This window comes from Serratia sp. FGI94 (assembly GCF_000330865.1).
GTDB classification, from domain to species: Bacteria; Pseudomonadota; Gammaproteobacteria; order Enterobacterales; family Enterobacteriaceae; genus Serratia_B; species Serratia_B rubidaea.
In genome coordinates this window covers 1320353-1339020 of the sequence record NC_020064.1, presented here as the reverse complement: position 1 = coordinate 1339020, position 18668 = coordinate 1320353, and the positions used below count along the sequence as shown (strand labels likewise).

Genomic DNA, 18668 nt, shown 5'->3' with positions numbered 1-18668 from the left:
AACAAGAGCGCCGCCCGCCGGGGCGGCCACATAGACCATAATTTCAATTGGTTACGGAAATTAAATCCATAACCCTATCTTAATCTACGGTTAATCAGCCAGACGATCAGCAAGGACAATACCGCTGACGCTATGAGGGTCACATCGGCCAGTAAGTTTGTGACCCCCTCCGCACCGTGGATATCAAATAATTCCGCCAGTGAACGGATCAGGCTATCTGGTATGACAGCACCGAGGACAAACATCAAGATAATAGTCAGCACCGCAAAGGCTATGAGGCTCAAGAGCATGCGTTTCATATAACTCTGACCTCACCGTAGGCATAAAGATTCGAGCCGGGGATTTTGAACATTGGCGAGTTGAGAATACGCCACCGAAGAACATTGAATTCGCGCTGATTGAATAGCGTTATGCAGCCCTCAGAAATCCTGCGCGGCCCCGCTGGATGCAACCGGAACCCGCCACGCTTAACGCCTTGTGTAAACGTCACGTCATCTATCTTTCCATCATCGCGGTACAGCCCGAACCATTGGCTTCTATCAGTTCTGTAAATATATTTGAGCATAGCATCACGCAGCGGCCCCATCCGTCCACCGGTAGGCCTTTCTACAATGTAATAGCGACCGTTAAGCAAAGGGCCAATACTGGGAACATGCGTCATGTCAGGGTTGTTGCGCCCTTTACCAATGCCTGACCACGCAGCAAAAGAGCCTAATCCATCAACGCAGAGATAGGACATGTATTGATTGTTCAAATGAAAGGTACATTTTAACCTCATAATATCTCACTCCCTGAGACTGTTAATAACCTCCCTAATGCTACTGGTTAAATGTTGTTCAGGACAATCAGACCGATCCTGTTTGTAGGAATGCCACCATTGCGGGCGCAAGGCGTAGCAAATATGTGTCGCACAAGCACTATTCCAAGCGCCTATAACCACAGAACGTATTGCTTTAACATTTACACGTTGCGCCCGCAGAGTTGCTAGCGGCTCACCGGCAGCGACAGAATATCCTGGGTGCTGTGTATTTCAGCAAACACATCCGCCACGCCCGCCAGCGCGGCGCGCTGCAGCACCCGGTGATCCACCACACCGCCGGCGCCGTCGTCCAGATCGCGGGTTGCCGTAGCGTCCCCGGCGATCAGCACGCTATAGCCGAGCGGTACCGCGTCGCGTGCGGTCGAGGAGACGCACATATGGGTCATCAGGCCGGCAACCAGCAGCGTCGTGACGCCTTGTTTCTTCAACTGAGCATCCAGGTCGGTAGCGACAAACGCGCTGGGCGTCGCTTTCTCGATCACCGCGTCCTGCGCTGCGGGCTGCAGCTCCTGATGAAACTCGGCATACACCGACCCTGCGGCAAACAGCGGCTCCCCTTTCGCCCCGACGTGGCGGACAAAATAGACCGGCATGTGGTGCTTATGAGCAAAATCAACCAGCTTTTTGCTGTTTTCCAGCACCGTACGGCCGTCGGGAATCACCATCTTGCCGCGGAATCCTTTGCCCGCATAATACTCATTCTGAATATCGATCACGATCAGCGCGGTTTTGCCGGCGGAGAGCGCCGTGGTGGGCTGTGCGCCCGACTGCGCGCGGATAGTTTTCGTATTGATCGGCTGCGTGTCCTGCGCCATCGCGCTGCTGCTCATCATGGCGACCAGCAGCGCGGCAGGAAAGAGCATTTTCATGGTTATATCCTGTACGGGTGAGTGAGGAGGCGATTATTTCCTACCTCGCGCCCGCACAGGAGTATCCGGCATGACCGAATTCGATACTTTCGGGCCAAAAACGCGCCGTGCGTCAGTGCACGACCGGCGGCGACGCATTCCCCACCGACTGCACCAGCGCGGCCATCGTTTCCGCCTGCTCGTCCAGCACCTGGCTGGCGGCGGCCACCTCAGACACCAGCGCGGCGTTCTGCTGGGTGACCTGTTCGAGCTGGTTCAGCGCCTGCTGGATTTGCGACACCCCGAGCGTCTGCTCCTGGGCGGCGTGAGCGATATCGCTGACGTACTGCCGCATCTGCCCGGTATTGCCCACCGCCGCCTGCAGCGCGCTGTTTGAGTCGGCCACCCGCGCCACCCCTTCGCCGATCTGCTCCATATTCTGGCCGACCAGCGCGCGGATGCGGTTAGCCTCCTGCGTGCAGCGCTGCGACAAATTACGCACCTCGGCGGCAACCACGGCAAAGCCCCGCCCCAGCTCGCCGGCGCGGGCGGCCTCCACCGCCGCGTTCAGCGCCAGCAGGTTGGTCTGAAATGAAATATCGTCTATCGAACTGACGATATGCGCAATCTGCTCGCTGGAGGCGCGGATCGCCACCATGCTCTGGCTGGCGTCATCGGCGATGCGGCTGGCCTCCTGCACCTCATGCGTCATGGCGGTAATCAGCCGCTCCGCTTCACCGGCGTTGCTGGCGGTGTGGGCAATCGCGGTGGCGATCTGCTCCATACTCGCCGCCGTTTCCACGATCGACGCCGCCTGTTCATCGGTGCGCTGCGCCAGATCCTGATTGCCGGTGGCGATATCGCCGCTGGTGGCGCGCAGCGCCCCGGCGCCGACGTTGATCTGCTGAATAATCCGCTGGATATTGCCGATGGCCTGATTATAGGCCGCATTAAGCCGCGACAGCTCATCGCTGCCCGGCACCTGCAGGCGCAGGGTAAAGTCGCTTTCCATCCGCTGGATGGTGCTCAGCGTCCCCTCCAGATGGCGATGGAGGCGTCTGGCGACCACCACGGCGATCGATACTGCGGCCGCCAGCGCCAGCGCCCCGATCAGCAAGAAGCGCTGCCAGTCGCCGCGCGCCTGCGCCGACAGCTGAGACGCCGTATCCTGCAGCGCGCTGACGGCGCCGTTTTCCAGCTGGTGCAGCGCGCCAATCCGCGCGGTCTGCGTGCTGAACCACTGCGTCGGGTCGACGCCGAATCCGCCGCGTTCGGCGCGGGCAAACGCGATATCGCGCAGCGTAAAGGCCGCCCGGGCCGCGGAAGCCTGTTGCGCGCTGTCCAGCGCCGCCGCCAGCGCCGGGCTGCTGAGGCGCTGGGCGGCCGTCAGCCAGGCCGTCTGCCGGGCCACCACTGCGCTCAGGGCGCGATACTGGCCGTCGCCGAAGCGGTCGGCGGCAAAGACGCCGGCCAGCAGCGCCCGCTCCAGCCCGGCCTGCTCTTTCAGGTTCAGCAGGCTGTAGTAGGCCGCCAGTTCGCTGACCAGCTCGCCGGACGACGACAGCTGGCTAAGCCCGCCGACAAAGCGCAGCCGATCGCTGATGGCGGCGGTGTAGACCGCCACCGCGTCGGCGGCGTCAACGTTCAGCGCGCTGACCCGGGAGCGCATCGCGTCGAGCGCCTGCATGCGGCCGTTGAACGCGGTCAGCATCCGGCCGTTGTCGCCCGCCGCCTGCCGATCGCCGGCCAGCGCGCGGCGAAACAGCGCCACCGCGCGGTCGGTCTGTTTACGCTGGGCCGCCAGTTCGTTGCTGAAGGTCTTCCCGCCGGACGCCAGCAGCCCCGCGCTCATGCCCCGCTCCTTCTGCAGCTCATCGATCACGCCGCCGGCGCTGGCGGCCAGCGCAATCAGCTGGCCCAGGCTGTCCATCTGCCGCTGGGTCTCAATACGCGTGACCATGCCCGAGCCAACAAACCAGCACAGCGCCAGCAGCATCGGTAACAGCGCCACAAAGAGCTTCATCTTCATTGAAATGTGATTCATCCACGACATGGATGCTGACTCCTTTACCCATTTAACTTCACATAGAAGGGTTATCGGTGGGTAAACGGAGTTATTGACTGCAGACTGGGGGAATCTTGTCCGAGATCAAAAATAGCGTAAAGAAATGGCCGGACGCCGCAGACGGCGCCCGGTTAGCACACGGTAGGTTTAGTCGCGATCGAACACCGAACTGTGCAACGCACGGTCCTGCTGGTGACGCTCCAGCGCCAGTTCGATCAGGGTGGTGATCAGTTGACTGTAGCTCATGCCGCTGGCCGCCCACAGCTTCGGATACATGCTGATATTGGTAAAGCCGGGCAGCGTGTTGATTTCGTTGACGATCACCCGCTCATCCTCGGTGAGGAACACGTCGACGCGCGCCATGCCCAGACAATCCAGCGCGCGGAACGCCCGCAGCGCGACGTCACGCACCTTATCGCTGGCCTGCTCGGAGATCGCCGCCGGCACCACCACCTGAGCGCCCTGCTCGTTAATGTATTTGGTGTCGTAGGAGTAGAATTCGTCGCTCAGCACGATTTCCCCACACAGGCTGGCCTGCGGCTGGTCGTTGCCCAGCACCGCGCACTCAATCTCACGGCCGACAATCGCCGACTCCACCAGCACCTTGTGGTCGAAGCTGAACGCCAGCGCCACCGCCTGCTCATAGCCTGCCGGGTCGCTGACCCGGCTGACGCCGACGGAGGAACCCTGGTTGGCCGGCTTGATAAACAGCGGCGACCCCAGCTGCGCGCTCAGCTGCTCAAAGCTGTGCTGCGCGCGGTTGCTGCGCGTCAGGGTGACGAACGGCGCCACCTCCAGCCCGGCGTCGCGCAGCAGGCGTTTGGTGACGTCTTTATCCATGCTGACCGCCGAGCCGAGCACGCCGGCGCCGACAAACGGGATGTTCGCCATCCGCAGCAGCCCCTGCAGCGAACCGTCCTCCCCCAGCGTGCCGTGTACGATCGGGAACACCACGTCGAGCTGGCCGATAACGTTGGCGCTGTCGGCCTCAATCAGCTGGCTGCTCTCCTGCCCCGGCACCAGCGCCACGTTTTTATTCGAGTGGTTCAGAGCGATCAGCGCCGGGTTTTCCGCATGCAGCAGGTAGTTGGAGGCATCGTTAATATGCCACTGCCCCTGCTTGTCGATGCCCAGCAGCGTGACGTCAAACTTCTCTTTGTCGATGGCATCGACAATGTTTTTTGCCGACTGCAGCGAAACCTCATGCTCCGCCGATTTACCACCAAAAATTACGCCAACACGTCGTTTAGTCACGCCTGAAATCCTTCTGAAAAAGTAATGCAAACAAGTCAATTATTACAATAAACGCATTGCACAGCCGCGGCAATCGCCGTTTTGCAGAAAATTCCGAGCATTAACGCCCGCCCTTTGCTCTGCCACAGATCGCCAAACGAAATGCATATGAACCATATACACTTCATATCGTCTTTAACCTTAAGGAGCAGCACGATGGGCATTGTGAAAATCTCCGACGCCTTGCACGACGATCTGCGGCTCGCCAGCCTGACCATGACGCGCTCCATTAACGCGCAGGCCGAGTACTGGATCAAAATCGGCATGCTGGCGGAGTTCCACCCGGAACTGACCTACCCGCAGCTGGTAAAAAAAATGATGAAAGAGCAGGCGTTAACGCTGAAGGAGATGGTTGAGTGAAACAGATTGTGATTAAAACGCCGGCGGAGATCGCCAAAATGCGCCACGCCGGTTCGCTGCTGGCCAAGGTGTTCGCCATGCTCGACGGCGTGATCCGCGAGGGCGTCTCCACCATGGAGATCAATGACCGCGCCGAGGCCTTTATCGTCGAAGAACTCCAGTCGCGGCCGGCCAGCAAAGGGCAGTATGACTTCCCTTACGTGCTGAACACCTCGATTGACGACGTGATCTGCCACGGCGTCCCCGCCGCCAGCAAAATCCTGCGCAGCGGCATGATCGTCAACGTCGATATTACGCTGGAAAACGGCGGCTATATCGCCGACTCCAGCAAGATGTACTGTATCGGCCAGGCCACGCCGGTGGCCAAACGGCTGGTGAACAACGTCTATGAATCCATGTGGGCGGGCATCCGCGCGGTGAAGCCGGGCGCAACGCTGGGGGATATCGGCCACGCCATTCAGCAGCACGCCGAACAGGCCGGCTACAGCGTGGTGCGCGAATACTGCGGCCACGGCATCGGCCGCGATATGCATGAGGAGCCGGCGGTGCTGCACTACGGCCAGCCGGGCAGCGGCATGACCCTGCAGGAAGGCATGGTGTTTACCATCGAGCCGATGATCAATCAGGGCGACCGGCGCATCAAGCAGAAAAAAGACGGCTGGACGGTGGTCACCCGCGATAAAAAGCTGTCCGCCCAGTGGGAGCATACCGTGGCGGTGACCGGCGACGGGGTGGAAATTCTGACGCTGCGCGACGAAGAGCGCGAAAACGGTTATCTCGAGTGCTATAAAGGGAGGTGATTTTTCACCGTTTGCCGCCCCGCCGGCGGCAACCTTAACCTGACAGGGAGATCGGCATGACGCACAGCGCCCGCAGTGACCAGCAGGCATTTATCAGTCAGTTGAAACAGATCGTCGGCGGCCCGCAGCTGCTGACCGATGCGCGCAGCACCGAACGCTACCGCAAGGGCTTCCGCTCCGGCGAGGGCCAGGCGCTGGCGGTGGTGTTCCCGACCCGCCTGCTGCAGCTGTGGCAGGTGCTGCAGGCATGCGTCGCGGCCGATAAGGTGGTGATCATGCAGGCCGCCAACACCGGCCTGACCGAAGGCTCCACCCCCAGCGGCGACGACTACGGGCGCGACGTGGTGATTATCAGTACGCTGCGCCTTGACCATATTCAGGTGCTCGATCAGGGCAAGCAGGTGGTGGCCTTCCCCGGCAGCACCTTGAACCATCTGGAAAAACGCCTGAAGCCTTACGACCGCGAGCCGCATTCGGTGATCGGCTCCTCCTGTATCGGCGCGTCGGTGATCGGCGGCGTGTGCAACAACTCCGGCGGTTCGCTGGTCAAGCGCGGCCCGGCCTATACCGAACTGGCGCTGTACGCCCGGCTGGACGCCGACGGCCAGCTGCGCCTGGTCAACCATCTCGGCATTCAGCTGGGCGACACGCCGGAGGAGATCCTCACCCGGCTGGAGCAGGGCGACTACCGGCCGGAAGACGTCGAATACGGCGAGCTGCGCGCCTCTGACAATGAGTACGCCGCGCGGGTGCGCGACGTTGACGCCGACACCCCTTCCCGCTTCAACGCCGACAAGCGTCGGCTGTATGAGGCTTCCGGCTGCGCCGGCAAGCTGGCGGTGTTCGCCGTGCGCCTCGACACCTTCGAAAAAGAGAGCCGCGAGCAGGTGTTTTATATCGGCACCAACAGCACCGCGGTGCTGACCGAACTGCGCCGCCATATGCTGAGCCGCTTTGAGAACCTGCCGGTGGCCGGCGAATATATGCACCGCGATATCTTCGACATTGCCGAGGTGTACGGCAAAGACACCTTCCTGATGATCGATAAACTCGGCACCGATCAGATGCCGCGTTTCTTCACCCTGAAGGGCAAGATGGACGCCACCTTTAACAAGCTGCCGCTGCTGCCGCACAACCTGACCGACCGGGTGATGCAGGGGCTGAGCCATCTGACCCCCAGCCATTTGCCCAAGCGCATCAAGGAATACCGCGAGCGCTTTGAACACCACCTGCTGCTGAAAATGGCCGGCGACGGCACCGATGAAGCCTACGCCTACCTGAAGCAATACTTTGCCGAGGCGGACGGCGACTTCTTTGTCTGCAGCGCGGAGGAAGGAAAGAAAGCCTTCCTGCACCGCTTTGCCGCCGCCGGCGCCGCCGTGCGCTACCATGCGGTGCACGCCGACAAGGTGGAGGACATTCTGGCGCTGGACATCGCCCTGCGCCGTAACGACAGCGACTGGTTTGAAACCCTGCCGCCGGAGATCGACAGCCAGCTGGTGCATAAGCTCTACTACGGTCACTTTATGTGCCACGTGTTCCATCAGGATTACGTGGTGAAAAAAGGCGTCGACTGCCACCGGCTGAAACAACAGATGCTGGCGCTGCTGGACCAGCGCGGCGCGGAGTATCCCGCCGAGCACAACGTCGGCCACCTGTATCAGGCGAAGCCCGATCTGCAGGCGTTTTACCGCCAGGCCGACCCGACCAACAGCTTTAACCCCGGCCTCGGCAAAACCAGCAAGCTGAAAAACTGGGGCGAGCAGCAGCCGTAGAAATTTAGCGCAGCTCCAGCTGCGTCATTACCGCGGCGATATCGCCGCAGGCTTCGGACGACAGCGGCTGCAGCGGACGCGGCAGGCAGTCGATATCGCTCAGCCCGAGGATGCCGGCGGCGGCGGCCATCACGCGGATGCTGCCGTGCCGGCGGAACAGCTGCCACAGCGGCTCCAGGCGCGCAATCAGCTCGCTGACGCGCCCGCTGTCCCCTGCCCGCGCGGCGTCGACAATCTGTCTGGCGCAGTGCGGGAACAGGCCACCGCACACCGAATACCACACCTCGCAGCCGCCGTTCAGCCCGCGTCCGGCAAACTCATCGCCGCTGACACCGATGGCGACCTCTGCCGGCAACGCCTCCCGCAGGCGCTGCATGCGCGCCGGCTCCAGCTGTACGCCGGGCATTTTCACCGACTGCACGCCCGGCAGGGCGGCGACGCGCGCCAGCAGCTCATCGGAAAACTCAAAGCCGGTGGTGCGCGGGTTGTTATACACGCACAGCGGCACGGAGCTATGGCGCGTCACGGCTTCATACTGCGCGAAGACTTCATCGTCCGTCAGCGGCTGATAGCACAAGACCGGCAGCAGCAGCGCATCGGCACCCGCCGTCTGCGCATCGTCGGCCAGCTGCAGAATCTGCTCCGTACCGTAAGCGCCGATGCCAATCATCAGCGGAATGCCGCCGGCGTGCTGCGCCGCCAGTTCAGCGACGCGTTTTTTCTGCGCACGCGTCAGGTAGGCAAAGCTGCCGGTAGAGCCTAATACGCCCAGCGAATCAACCCCGGCCTCGGTCAGCCGGGACAGAATATTCACCAACCCTTGTTCGTCGATCCCCGCGGCGGTCACCGGGGTCAGCGGAAAAGCGCTCAAACCTGTAAACATCGCCTGCTCCTTAAATGTGATAGTTGCCGCACCCCGCATCATTGAAGATTGCAAAAGCCGCCTAAACACCTTAGTGTTACCAAAGTACTTGTCAATTATCAGGGCATCTAATGCGCGATTTCACACACGTCACCGACTCAACTTCAGCGACCGCTCCGGCCGGTGAAGCGTCGTGTGCCGCCATCGCCCCTCCTGCCCTGTCATCTGTCGTGGTAGCCATCGTCGCTACCGTGGTTTCGCCGCCGCACGCCGTGGTTGTGCGTTAAAACCATTTTCCCGTTAATTCTCCGGACACTATTCATGCGCGCAGGCGCAGGCCGTCGCGCGCACCGGAGCCCGTAATGTTCACGACAGGTGACATCACATGCGAGTTATTTCCCAATCAGCCAATGCCGCTCTGGCTACGCTGTTCGTGCTGCTGTGGAGCAGCGGCGCCATTTTCTCCCGCTGGGGACTGGAGCACGCCTCCGCCCTGGTATTTTTATTCTTCCGCTGCGCCATCGCGCTGGCGCTGCTGACGGCAATCGGCCTGTGGCAGCGACGCCTGCTGCCCGACCCCGGCAGCCGCTGGCGCGTGGCACTGATCGGCCTGCTGATGATCGGCGGCTATCAGATCGCCTATCTGCTGGCGCTGGAATGGGGCATTACCCCCGGCGTACTGGCAACGCTGCTCGGCGTACAGCCGATTATCACCCAGTTCGTCACCGAACGGCGCTGCAGCGGGCTACGCGGGCTGGGGCTGGCGCTCGGCGGTCTGACGCTGGTGGTGTACCAGAGCATCCGGGTGGCGCACTTCTCACCGCTCGGCATCGTCTGCGCCTTTATCGCGCTCGGCTGCATGACCCTCGGCACCCTGCTGCAAAAAGGCATGCAGCAGCCGCCGCTGGCGGTGCTGCCGCTGCAGTACGGCGTCGGGCTGCTGGTATGCGCGCTGGCAATGCCGTTCGCGCCGCTGCACGTCGCGTGGCGGCCGGGCTTTATCCTGCCGCTGCTGTGGATGGCGGTGGTGATCTCCGTACTGGCCACCTTCCTGCTCTACCGGCTGATCCAGCGCGGTAATCTGGTGCAGGTCACCAGCCTGTTTTACCTGATCCCGGCAGTCACCGCCCTGCTGGATTATCTGCTGCTCGGCCACCGGCTGGCGGCGCTGAGCCTGCTCGGCATGGCCGGCATCGTGCTCGGCGTGATGCTGGTGTTCCGCAGGGCGTAACACGCAAAAACCCCCTCGGCCGGACGGCACGAGGGGGTTCCTCACAGCGTTACGACGTCAGAACAGCCAGGAGCCGTAGCCCCACAGCAGCACCGTCAGCCCCAGCAGCAGCTCAAGCAGCAGGATGCCGATGGCGAAGGTGGAGCTGGAGAACAGGAACCCTTCCTGACTGTCGATATTCAGGAAGTGCGGGATGCCGAGGTATAGCAGATAGCCGGAATAGCACAGGCCAATCACCCCGACGAACAGGCACAGCCATACCACCGGATACAGCGCCACAATGCCGCTGAGGAACATCGGCGTCGCGATATAGCCGGCAAACACCATACAGCGGTGCAGACTCGGCCGCGCCTCATAACGCCGCGCCATCCAGTGGATCACCTTGCCCATCACCGCGACGCCCGCCAGAATCAGCAGGTAGAAGGCCACGGCGGTGTACAGCGCGGTCGGCATATCCAGCCGGATCGCGTGCCCCGCGCCTGACAGCCAGCCCAGTTGCGTGGTGCCGATAAAGGCGCACACCACCGGGATCAGCGCCATCAGCAAAACGTGGTGAGTATAGAGATGCGAGACGCTTTCGTTCTCGCGCTTGATTTCTTTGAACTCGGTGCTGGGATGCGCCAACAGCCCCCAAACATGATGGATCATGAAACACCTCCTCATCTCGCCGTCGGCCGCGCCCGGCGGGAATCACACTCCTCTGACGAACCGCGCGTCCGTATGAGGGTTGCGGCCACGGGGCTCTCCCCCTGCCATTTATTATAGTCTTTGGGTGAAAAAACGTTCGCCATCGCAGCGCAGAGAGGGTTTACTCTATCATCACGCTGTTATCCTGCCGCCCTGCTGCGGCCGGTGGGATAATCAATCCGGAAGGAAGGAGCACGCCCATGACCGCAAAACTTCGCACCCGCCAGAGCGGCCTGGCGGATATCACCTACGGCGATAACGTCCTGGTGGTCGAGCCCTGCAACCTGTACGGCTGCACCCTGGGGGATGAAGTGTTCGTCGGCCCCTTTGTCGAGATACAAAAAAACGTCACCGTCGGCGCCCGCAGCAAGATTCAGTCGCACAGCTTTCTCTGCGAATACGTGACGCTGGGGGAAGAGTGCTTTATCGGCCACGGCGTGATGTTCGCCAATGACCGCTTCCGGAGCGGCGCGCCCGACGCCGACCCGGCGAGCTGGGGTCATACGCACATCGGCAACCGGGTGTCGATCGGCTCCGGCGCCACCATTTTGCCGGTGCGCATCTGCGACGGCACGGTGATCGGCGCCGGCGCCGTGGTCACCCGCGATATCACCCGCAAAGGCATTTACGCCGGCAACCCTGCCCGGCTACTGAGGGAGCTGCCCTGATGAATGCAGTCCGCATTGAACGCATCACCGATCTGCCCGCCGGCTATCTGGAAAACAACGACTTCACCTTTTACGTCGAATGCTATGCGCAGCCCGCCTTCGGCACGCCGGTCGAACGCTGGCCCACCCAGCCGGTGGCGCCGTATCGCAAACATTATCCGCTGGCGCCCTTTATCAACGACGAAGGGGATACCTTTCTGGCGCGGCGCGACGGCGTGCCGGTCGGCCATATCACGCTGAGTAAAAACTGGAACGACTACACCCTGATTGAAGAGGTGGCGGTCAGCCGCAGCGCGCGACGCCACGGCATCGGCAGCGCGCTGCTGGACGCCGCGCAGCAGTGGGCGCGCGAACGCGATACCGCCGGGCTGATGCTGGAAACCCAGAACAACAATCTGGCCGCCTGCCGCTGCTATCAGCGCTACGGCTTTACCCTCGGCGGCATCGACCATCTGTTGTACCGCGGCCAACCGGATATTGCCGATCATGAAATTGCGCTATTCTGGTATCTGCCGTTCAATAATGAGGTCGGTTACTAAGCGGGTATCATCGGCGCACGGTTTCACTGCGGTTTAGCCTACGCCCGCTAACGTAAAAAACACGTTTATTGCCATCAACCACGCCGCCAACGGAGGGGGAAATGAGCCAGGCCGCTCCATGGTTGTTAATGGTCGTATTAACCGGCTGTGCCGGCACGCCGGACGGCAGCGGCTCTCCGTCGCATCTGCCACACCCTGCGGAAACCCAAGTGAATATTGACGATACCACTTCAGCCCGGCTGCAGCGCCTGCTGGCGCTGCGCCAATCAACGCCGGCGCCGGACGACGGCGCCGTTATCGACCTGTTGTCCCGGCAGTTCCTCGACGTGCCCTACGCCGCCAATATGCTGGTTGGCGACGCCGCCACGCCGGAACGGCTGACGATCGATTTTCGCGGTCTGGACTGCTTTACCTATCTGGATTACGTCGAGGCGCTGCGCCATGCCGACGATCGGGCGCAGTTTGTCCAGCGCCTGATCGCCACCCGCTACCGCAACGGCGAAGTCAGCTTCCTGGCCCGCAAACACTTCTTCAGCGACTGGGCCTCTCAGCCGACCGTCAGCGCCGACGACATCACCACCGACATCAGCCCGCGCGCCGTCACGCTAAGCAAAGAGCTGAACCGCAATGCCGACGGCGGCCAGTATCTGCCGGGGCTGCCGAACGCCACGCGCCGCATCAGCTATATTCCCAGCGAATACGTTGACGCCCAGCTGCTCGGCCGGCTGCGCACCGGCGATTATATCGGCATCTACACCAATCTGGCGGGGCTGGACGTGACCCACGTCGGCATCTATATCATGACGCCGAGCGGGCCCGTGTTACGCAACGCCTCCTCCCGCCAGGAGAACCGCCGGGTCGTGGATTCGCCGTTTATCGACTACATCAGCAGCGCGCCGGGCATTGTGGTGTTGCGGCCACGCTGAGCGGTTATATTTTATCATTCCTTGTGCTAAAGCCGGGTTTGACTTCCTGCGGCGTCTGCGGTTATCTGTTGGCTAAAACCAACTGATTTTATTGTTGTTTCAGGGAGTCATCGATGGCAATTCACCGGCGTTACGCCGTACTGGCGGCGGCCCTGACGGCCACGCTGCTGTTGGCGGGCTGCGATCGGCAGGACGATCGCCACCATATCAAGGTCGGCGTGATTAACGGCGCCGAACAGGACGTGGCGGAGGTGGCGAAACGGGTCGCCAAAGAGAAGTATGGCCTGGAGGTCGAGCTGTTCGGCTTCAGCGGTTCCCTGCTGCCCAACGACGCCACCGATAAGGGCGAGCTGGACGCCAACGTCTTCCAACACCGGCCGTTCCTGGCGCAGCAAAACAAGGATCGCGGCTACCACCTGACGGCGGTCGGCAACACCTTTGTCTTCCCGATTGCCGGCTACTCGAAAAAGGTAAAAACGGTCGAACAGCTGCGGGACGGCGCGGTGATCGCCATTCCCAACGATCCGACCAACCTGGGACGCGCGCTGCTGCTGCTGCAGAAAACCGGGTTGATTACGTTAAAACCCGGCAAAGGACTGCTGCCCACCGCGCTGGATATCCGCGCCAACCCGCACAACTACCGCATTATCGAGCTGGAAGGCGCGCAGCTGCCGCAGGTGCTGGACGATCCGAGCGTCGACGTGGCGATTATCAGCACCACCTACATCAACCAGACCGGGCTGACCCCCACCAAAGACAGCATCTTTATTGAAGATAAGGATTCGCCGTATGTGAATATCGTGGTGGCGCGCGAAGACAATAAAGACGCGCCCAAGGTGCAGGAATTCCTTCACGCCTATCAGTCGGACGAAGTCGCGGCAGCGGCGGAAAAAATCTTTAACGGCGGCGCCGTTAAAGGCTGGTAAAGCGCCTGCCGCCTCCTGTTCTTTTTGTCACCCGGCGATATCCACCAGCCGGGTGACGCCCGCCACGTTCGCGTAGCATTCAAGCAGAAATGCCATGACCGCGGCAATCGCCGGCGTGTGGCGCATATCATCGTGCACCGTCAGCCAGATTTCGCGCGTCAGCGCCTGCTGTGGCACCAGCCGTTGCAGCCCGCCGCCCTGCTGCGCCAGAAAATGCGGCAACAGCGCCACCCCGGCACCGCCGCGTGCCGCCGCGGCCTGCACCAACAAATCATTGCTGCACATCACCAGCGGCCGCGCGCCGGCCTGCTCCAGCAGCCACTGCTGCTGCATTGACGACGCCATCTCCTGGTGATAACCGATAAAGCCGCGCTCGTCCTCGGGCGTGTCCGCCAGATAATCCGCCGCCGCATACAGACCAAACTCCACCGTGCCGATTTTGCGCGCCACCACCTCACTTTCGCTGGCGCGGCTCAGCCGGACGGCGATATCCGCTTCGCCGCGCAGCAGCGAGGCATGGGCGGTGGCGGCCAGCAGGTTAAGGCGCAGCGCCGGGTACTGCCGCCACAGCGCCCCCAGACGCGGTGCAATCAGCCCTTGCGCCATCGCTGGCGGCACGCTGAGGTTTACCGTGCCGGCCACACCCTGCCGGCCGCCGAGCGCCGCGCGATCGACGGCAAATGCCGCCAGCGTCATGCCGTCGCCCTGAGTGGCAATGCGCTTGCCGTCTTCGGTCAGCGTATAGCTGCGCGGGCGGCGATCCACCAGCTTCAGCGCCAACGCCGCTTCCAGGCTGGCGATGCGCCGCGCTACCGTCGCATGATCGACCCGCAGCCGGCGGGCAGCGCCGGACAGCGATCGTTCCGCTGCAAACGTTAAAAAGTAATGCAAATCTTCCCAGTTAAACATGGGCATTTTTTCACCTTAACCTTGCATGTTTACCGAATTCTACCTGAAGCAAAGCGAGCGCAAACTGTTTTCCATCTTTTATCACCCACGGAATAACCGTTATGAACAAATCGCTGACGCTGGCCTATCTGGGCATCATCATCGCCACCTTCTTCTGGGGCACCAACTTCAATGCCGGCGCATATATCGTCGCCCACCAGCCGCCGATCACCGCCTCGCTTGAGCGCTTTGCCATCGCCACGTTGGTGATGCTGACCGTCTTCGGCCTGCGCGGCCAGCTGCGGCTAAGCACGCTGAGAAATAACTGGCCGGCGTATCTTGGACTGGGGTTGCTGGGCTTTACGCTGTTTAACCTGTGCACCTTCTTCGGCCTGCAGTCCACCACGCCGGTCAACGGCGCGCTGATCCTCGCCACCACGCCGCTGTGGACGCTGGTGTTTGGCCTGATCTGGCAGCATGAAAAACTGAGCTGGCCGCGCGCCGCCGGGCTGCTGTGCGGCCTGACCGGCGTGGTTCTGGTGATCGCTCAGGGCGATATACAGATTCTGCTGCGGCTCAACGTCAGCCGCGGCGACGGCATTATTTTGCTCGGCAGCCTCGCCTGGGCGCTGAATATGGTCGGCACCAGGCGCTGGGTGCATAACGCCACGCCGGTTGAAACCACCAGCTACTCCATGCTGTTCGGCACGCTGGCGCTGCTGCCGCTCGCCTTTTACTTCGAAACGCCATGGCGCAACCTCACCGGCAGCGCACTGAGCGTACACGCCGCGGTGCTGTATCTGGCGCTGTGCGGCTCGCTGCTGGCCTACCTGCTGTGGTTTAACGGTCTGGCGCAGGTCGGCGCGGTGCGCACCGCGATTTTCTTTAATCTGGCGCCGGTGTTTACCCTGCTGGTATCCACGCTGACCGGCCACGCGCCGAACGGCTGGCAGCTGGGCGGCGCGGTTTGGGTCATTCTCGGCGTGTTGCTGACGTCCGGCGTGCTGAACCCGCTGTGGCAGCGACGGGTTAACGCGGCGTCACATCTCGGCGAAGGATAACGGGCGCCATCGCGCCGGGGAGGTAAGCGGCGGAGCGCGGACGCGCCCCGCCGATCGGGTCAGGATTTAAAACGTGCGCGTACCGCGCCGATGGTCGACACCAGCAGCAGCACCACGCCGCCGGCGACAAAGCCGAACGCCACGTTCAGCAGCGAAGGCACGATGCCCCGCAGGATCTGGTCCATCGTCGGCGCTACCGCAATGTGCGCCGCCCAGTCTTCAAACAGGTGATGCACCGCCGGCAGGCCGTGGGTCAGAATGCCGCCCCCCACCATAAACATGGCGATGGTGCCGACAATCGACAGCGTTTTCATCAGGTACGGCGCGGCGCTGACAATACCGCTGCCGATGCTGCGCGCCAGCGCGCTGCGCTTACGGCTTAAATACAGCCCCAGATCGTCCAGCTTGACGATGCCGGCCACAATGCCGTACACGCCAATGGTCATCACTACGGCGATGCCGCACAGTACGATCAGCTGCTGGGTAAAGCTGGCGCCGGCCACCGTGCCCAGGGTAATGGCGATGATTTCCGCGGACAGCACAAAGTCGGTGCGCACCGCGCCCTTTACCTTGCGCTTTTCATAGGCCGCGACGTCTTCATTCGGATTCAGCGCTTCACGCTGCTCCTCCTGTTCTTCCTGCTTCGGCTTGTGCGTCAGGCTGTGGAATACTTTCTCAAAACCTTCATAGCACAGATACGCGCCGCCAATCATCAGCAGCGGCGTGATGGCCCAGGGTGCAAAAGTGCCGATCAGCAGCGCCAGCGGCACCAGAATCGCCTTGTTGATCAACGAGCCTTTCGCCACGTTCCACACCACCGGCAGTTCCCGGTCGGCCTTAACGCCGGTCACCTGCTGTGCGTTCAGCGCCAGGTCGTCCCCCAATACCCCGGCGGTCTTTTTTGCCGCCATTTTGCTCATCAGCGAGACATCGTCCAACAGCGAAGCGATGTCATCAATCAGGGTCAGTAAGCTACTTCCAGCCAATGTGAGTTATCCTTTTGCTACGGAAAATAATACGCGCCTCGCTCCCCCGGCATGGCCGCTGAATCATTAATGGGAGTGATGACTTACAGATAATAGCCGATAAGTCGGCGCGGTGTACGGAAAGGTAACGGCAGCGCCCGCCGCCGCAGCGACGGGCGGGCGGGTTATTCGGCGTCGTTATTCGCCAGGCGGGCGTCTTTCTGCCGGCGGTAGTCGCGGGCGGCGGCGGGCACCGGCACCACTTTGCCGGTCTCAATCCAGGTGCGCAGGCGGCTGGCGTCGGCAAAGTGGGTATATTTGCCGAAGGCGTCCAGCACCACCAGCGATACCGAACGGTTGCCGATCATGGTGCGCATCGCCAGACAGTGTCCGGCCTGATTGGTAAAGCCGGTCTTGGTCAGCTGGATATTCCACTTTTTGTTGTAGACCAGATGGTTAGTATTGCGGAACGGCAGGCTGTAGTTAGGATCCTTAAAGGTCGCGGTGCTCTCGGCGGTGGTGCTCAGCTGGCCGATCAGCGGGTAGCGTTTGGTGGCCAACAGCAGCTTGGTCAGGTCGCGGGCGGTGGAAACGTTATGGATCGACAGCCCGGTAGGTTCCACATAGCGGGTGTGCGTCATACCCAGCGCCTTGGCCTTGGCGTTCATCGCCCGGATAAAGGCGTCGTAGCCGCCCGGATAGTGGTGCGCCAGGCTGGCGGCAGCGCGGTTTTCCGACGACATCAATGCCAACAGCAGCATCTCTTTACGGCTGATCTCACTGTTCAGCCGCACCCGCGAATAGACGCCCTTCATTTCCGGCGTCTGATGAATATCCACCTTCAGCATTTCATCGAGCGGCAGGTGCGCATCCAGCGTCACCATCGCCGTCATCAGTTTGGTGATCGAGGCGATCGGCACCACTTCATCCGGGTTGCGGGCGTAAAGCACTTTATGATTTTGCATATCCACCACCATGGCGCTGCCGGAAGCCAGTTCAGGCTGTGTGGCGTGCAGCGAGGCGGTGTTTTCGCTGGCCAGCGCCTGCGGCGCCAGTCCCGCGCCGGCCTGCAGGGCCAGCAAAGTCAGTACCAAAACTCGGATTTTCACATGTATTACTCTGTTGCTGAATTGAGGGATGATAAGAAAAAACTGCCGGAAAGTATAAGGGAGGCGTCTGAAGTTGGCACCGTGATTCTTAACGCCCATTTGTGACAAATTCTGTCGGGGAGAGCGTGGTGTAAGCCACGGACACAGCGGCGCTCACGCCCGCGCTCCGGCCGGCTTACAGCGTCGGCTTCAGCAGCAGATACGGCCCCGCCGCGCCAGCTTCGGCCGGGGCGAGTATACTTGCTTTGTGATAATCATAAGATAAGGAATCACCATGACCGATCTGGCCCACTATATTACGGATTATGGTTACTGGGCGCTGTTTATCGGCTGTCTGGCCGAGGGGGAAACCATCACCATCCTCGGCGGCATCGCGGCGCACGAGGGGCTGCTGCACCTGCCCTGGGTGATGGCGGTGGTGGCGCTCGGTGGCACGCTGGGGGATCAGCTGCTGTACTTTGCCGGCCGACGCTTCGGCGGCCGGGCCATCGCCCGGCTAAAAAGCCAGCGACAGCGCATTAACCGCGCCAAACGGTTGATTGCCCGCCATCCGATGCTGTTTGTGATTGGCGTGCGCTTTATGTACGGCTTCCGGATTATCGGCCCGGTACTGATTGGCGCCAGCCGGCTGCCACCTTCGCGCTTTGTGCCGCTGAACATTCTCGGCGCGCTGCTGTGGTCGGCGATCTTCGTGCTGCTGGGCTATTTCGGCGGTCAGGCGCTGGAGCGCGTGATTAACGGCGTTCATAATAAGCTGTTCGCCGTTCTGGCGCTGGCTGCCGTTGTCGCCGCGCTGTGGCTGGCGCGCCGCTGGCGGCGTCATCAGCGACAAAGTGAAAAATAAT

General features: G+C 61.6%; 20 protein-coding genes. 10 read left to right on the top strand and 10 right to left on the bottom strand.

The genetic code is table 11. The features are described 5' to 3' along the window. Positions 1-74: 74 nt before the first annotated feature. The 5 genes from D781_RS06135 to ddlA all read right to left on the bottom strand — a co-directional run bounded on the left by D781_RS06135 (position 75) and on the right by ddlA (position 4987). On the bottom strand, positions 75-299 hold the full coding sequence (locus tag D781_RS06135; protein WP_015671446.1) for a hypothetical protein: 225 nt from the start codon (positions 297-299) through the stop codon (positions 75-77). After that, a complete protein-coding gene (locus tag D781_RS06130) occupies positions 296-778 on the bottom strand; it encodes a DUF2778 domain-containing protein (RefSeq protein WP_015671445.1) in 483 nt (160 codons plus the stop codon). The genes D781_RS06135 and D781_RS06130 overlap by 4 nt, the downstream gene beginning before the upstream one ends. A 206-nt stretch (positions 779-984) precedes the next feature. Beyond that, a complete protein-coding gene (locus D781_RS06125; RefSeq protein WP_015671444.1) occupies positions 985-1689 on the bottom strand; it encodes an isochorismatase family protein in 705 nt (234 codons plus the stop codon). A gap of 112 nt (positions 1690-1801) precedes the next feature. Next, entirely contained in the window at positions 1802-3721 is a 1920-nt protein-coding gene (locus tag D781_RS06120; RefSeq protein ID WP_015671443.1) for a methyl-accepting chemotaxis protein, read from the bottom strand. Between the two features lie 159 nt (positions 3722-3880). Next, positions 3881-4987 carry a D-alanine--D-alanine ligase gene (gene ddlA, locus D781_RS06115; RefSeq protein ID WP_015671442.1) on the bottom strand — a complete coding sequence of 369 codons (1107 nt, stop codon included), beginning with the start codon at positions 4985-4987 and terminating at the stop codon, positions 3881-3883. Positions 4988-5182: 195 nt separating this feature from the next. Between ddlA and D781_RS06110 the strand changes: the two genes are divergently transcribed. The 3 genes from D781_RS06110 to dld are packed head-to-tail and all read left to right on the top strand — an operon-like array spanning position 5183 to position 7961. Further along, complete coding sequence (locus D781_RS06110) at positions 5183-5386, top strand: ParD-like family protein (protein WP_015671441.1); 204 nt, start codon at positions 5183-5185, stop codon at positions 5384-5386. Further along, a complete protein-coding gene (gene map, locus D781_RS06105; RefSeq protein WP_015671440.1) occupies positions 5383-6186 on the top strand; it encodes a type I methionyl aminopeptidase in 804 nt (267 codons plus the stop codon). The genes D781_RS06110 and map overlap by 4 nt, the downstream gene beginning before the upstream one ends. A 56-nt stretch (positions 6187-6242) precedes the next feature. After that, a complete protein-coding gene (dld, locus tag D781_RS06100) occupies positions 6243-7961 on the top strand; it encodes a D-lactate dehydrogenase (RefSeq protein WP_015671439.1) in 1719 nt (572 codons plus the stop codon). Between the two features lie 4 nt (positions 7962-7965). Here dld and D781_RS06095 read toward each other — a convergent pair whose 3' ends face one another. After that, complete coding sequence (locus D781_RS06095; protein ID WP_015671438.1) at positions 7966-8844, bottom strand: dihydrodipicolinate synthase family protein; 879 nt, start codon at positions 8842-8844, stop codon at positions 7966-7968. A 364-nt stretch (positions 8845-9208) separates the two neighbouring features. Here D781_RS06095 and D781_RS06090 point away from each other — a divergent pair, with 364 nt between their 5' ends. Beyond that, positions 9209-10054, top strand: coding sequence for a DMT family transporter (locus D781_RS06090; RefSeq protein WP_015671437.1), 846 nt, complete (start codon positions 9209-9211; stop codon positions 10052-10054). Positions 10055-10111: 57 nt separating this feature from the next. Here the strand turns inward: D781_RS06090 and D781_RS06085 are convergent, their stop codons facing one another. Beyond that, positions 10112-10702: a Yip1 family protein gene (locus D781_RS06085; RefSeq protein ID WP_015671436.1), complete on the bottom strand. Its 591-nt coding sequence runs from the start codon at positions 10700-10702 to the stop codon at positions 10112-10114. A gap of 239 nt (positions 10703-10941) precedes the next feature. Here D781_RS06085 and D781_RS06080 point away from each other — a divergent pair, with 239 nt between their 5' ends. The 4 genes from D781_RS06080 (at position 10942) to D781_RS06065 (ending at position 13800) form a co-directional block, all read left to right on the top strand. After that, positions 10942-11409: an acyltransferase gene (locus D781_RS06080; protein ID WP_015671435.1), complete on the top strand. Its 468-nt coding sequence runs from the start codon at positions 10942-10944 to the stop codon at positions 11407-11409. Further along, on the top strand, positions 11409-11948 hold the full coding sequence (locus D781_RS06075) for a GNAT family N-acetyltransferase (protein WP_015671434.1): 540 nt from the start codon (positions 11409-11411) through the stop codon (positions 11946-11948). Before D781_RS06080 ends, D781_RS06075 begins: the two co-directional genes overlap by 1 nt. A 101-nt stretch (positions 11949-12049) precedes the next feature. Continuing rightward, on the top strand, positions 12050-12874 hold the full coding sequence (locus D781_RS06070) for a DUF1460 domain-containing protein (RefSeq protein WP_015671433.1): 825 nt from the start codon (positions 12050-12052) through the stop codon (positions 12872-12874). A gap of 113 nt (positions 12875-12987) precedes the next feature. Further along, on the top strand, positions 12988-13800 hold the full coding sequence (locus tag D781_RS06065) for a MetQ/NlpA family lipoprotein (RefSeq protein ID WP_015671432.1): 813 nt from the start codon (positions 12988-12990) through the stop codon (positions 13798-13800). 27 nt (positions 13801-13827) lie between these two features. Here D781_RS06065 and D781_RS06060 read toward each other — a convergent pair whose 3' ends face one another. Beyond that, on the bottom strand, positions 13828-14715 hold the full coding sequence (locus tag D781_RS06060; RefSeq protein ID WP_015671431.1) for a LysR family transcriptional regulator: 888 nt from the start codon (positions 14713-14715) through the stop codon (positions 13828-13830). A gap of 95 nt (positions 14716-14810) precedes the next feature. Between D781_RS06060 and D781_RS06055 the strand changes: the two genes are divergently transcribed. Continuing rightward, on the top strand, positions 14811-15749 hold the full coding sequence (locus tag D781_RS06055; protein WP_015671430.1) for a DMT family transporter: 939 nt from the start codon (positions 14811-14813) through the stop codon (positions 15747-15749). 59 nt (positions 15750-15808) lie between these two features. Here D781_RS06055 and D781_RS06050 read toward each other — a convergent pair whose 3' ends face one another. Together D781_RS06050 and pbpG are read right to left on the bottom strand one after the other, a co-directional pair. Beyond that, on the bottom strand, positions 15809-16735 hold the full coding sequence (locus D781_RS06050) for a DUF808 domain-containing protein (protein ID WP_015671429.1): 927 nt from the start codon (positions 16733-16735) through the stop codon (positions 15809-15811). A gap of 164 nt (positions 16736-16899) precedes the next feature. Continuing rightward, entirely contained in the window at positions 16900-17829 is a 930-nt protein-coding gene (gene pbpG, locus D781_RS06045; protein ID WP_041412015.1) for a D-alanyl-D-alanine endopeptidase, read from the bottom strand. A gap of 268 nt (positions 17830-18097) precedes the next feature. Here pbpG and D781_RS06040 point away from each other — a divergent pair, with 268 nt between their 5' ends. Beyond that, positions 18098-18667: a DedA family protein gene (locus D781_RS06040; RefSeq protein WP_015671426.1), complete on the top strand. Its 570-nt coding sequence runs from the start codon at positions 18098-18100 to the stop codon at positions 18665-18667. The last annotated feature ends 1 nt before the right edge of the window (position 18668 follow it).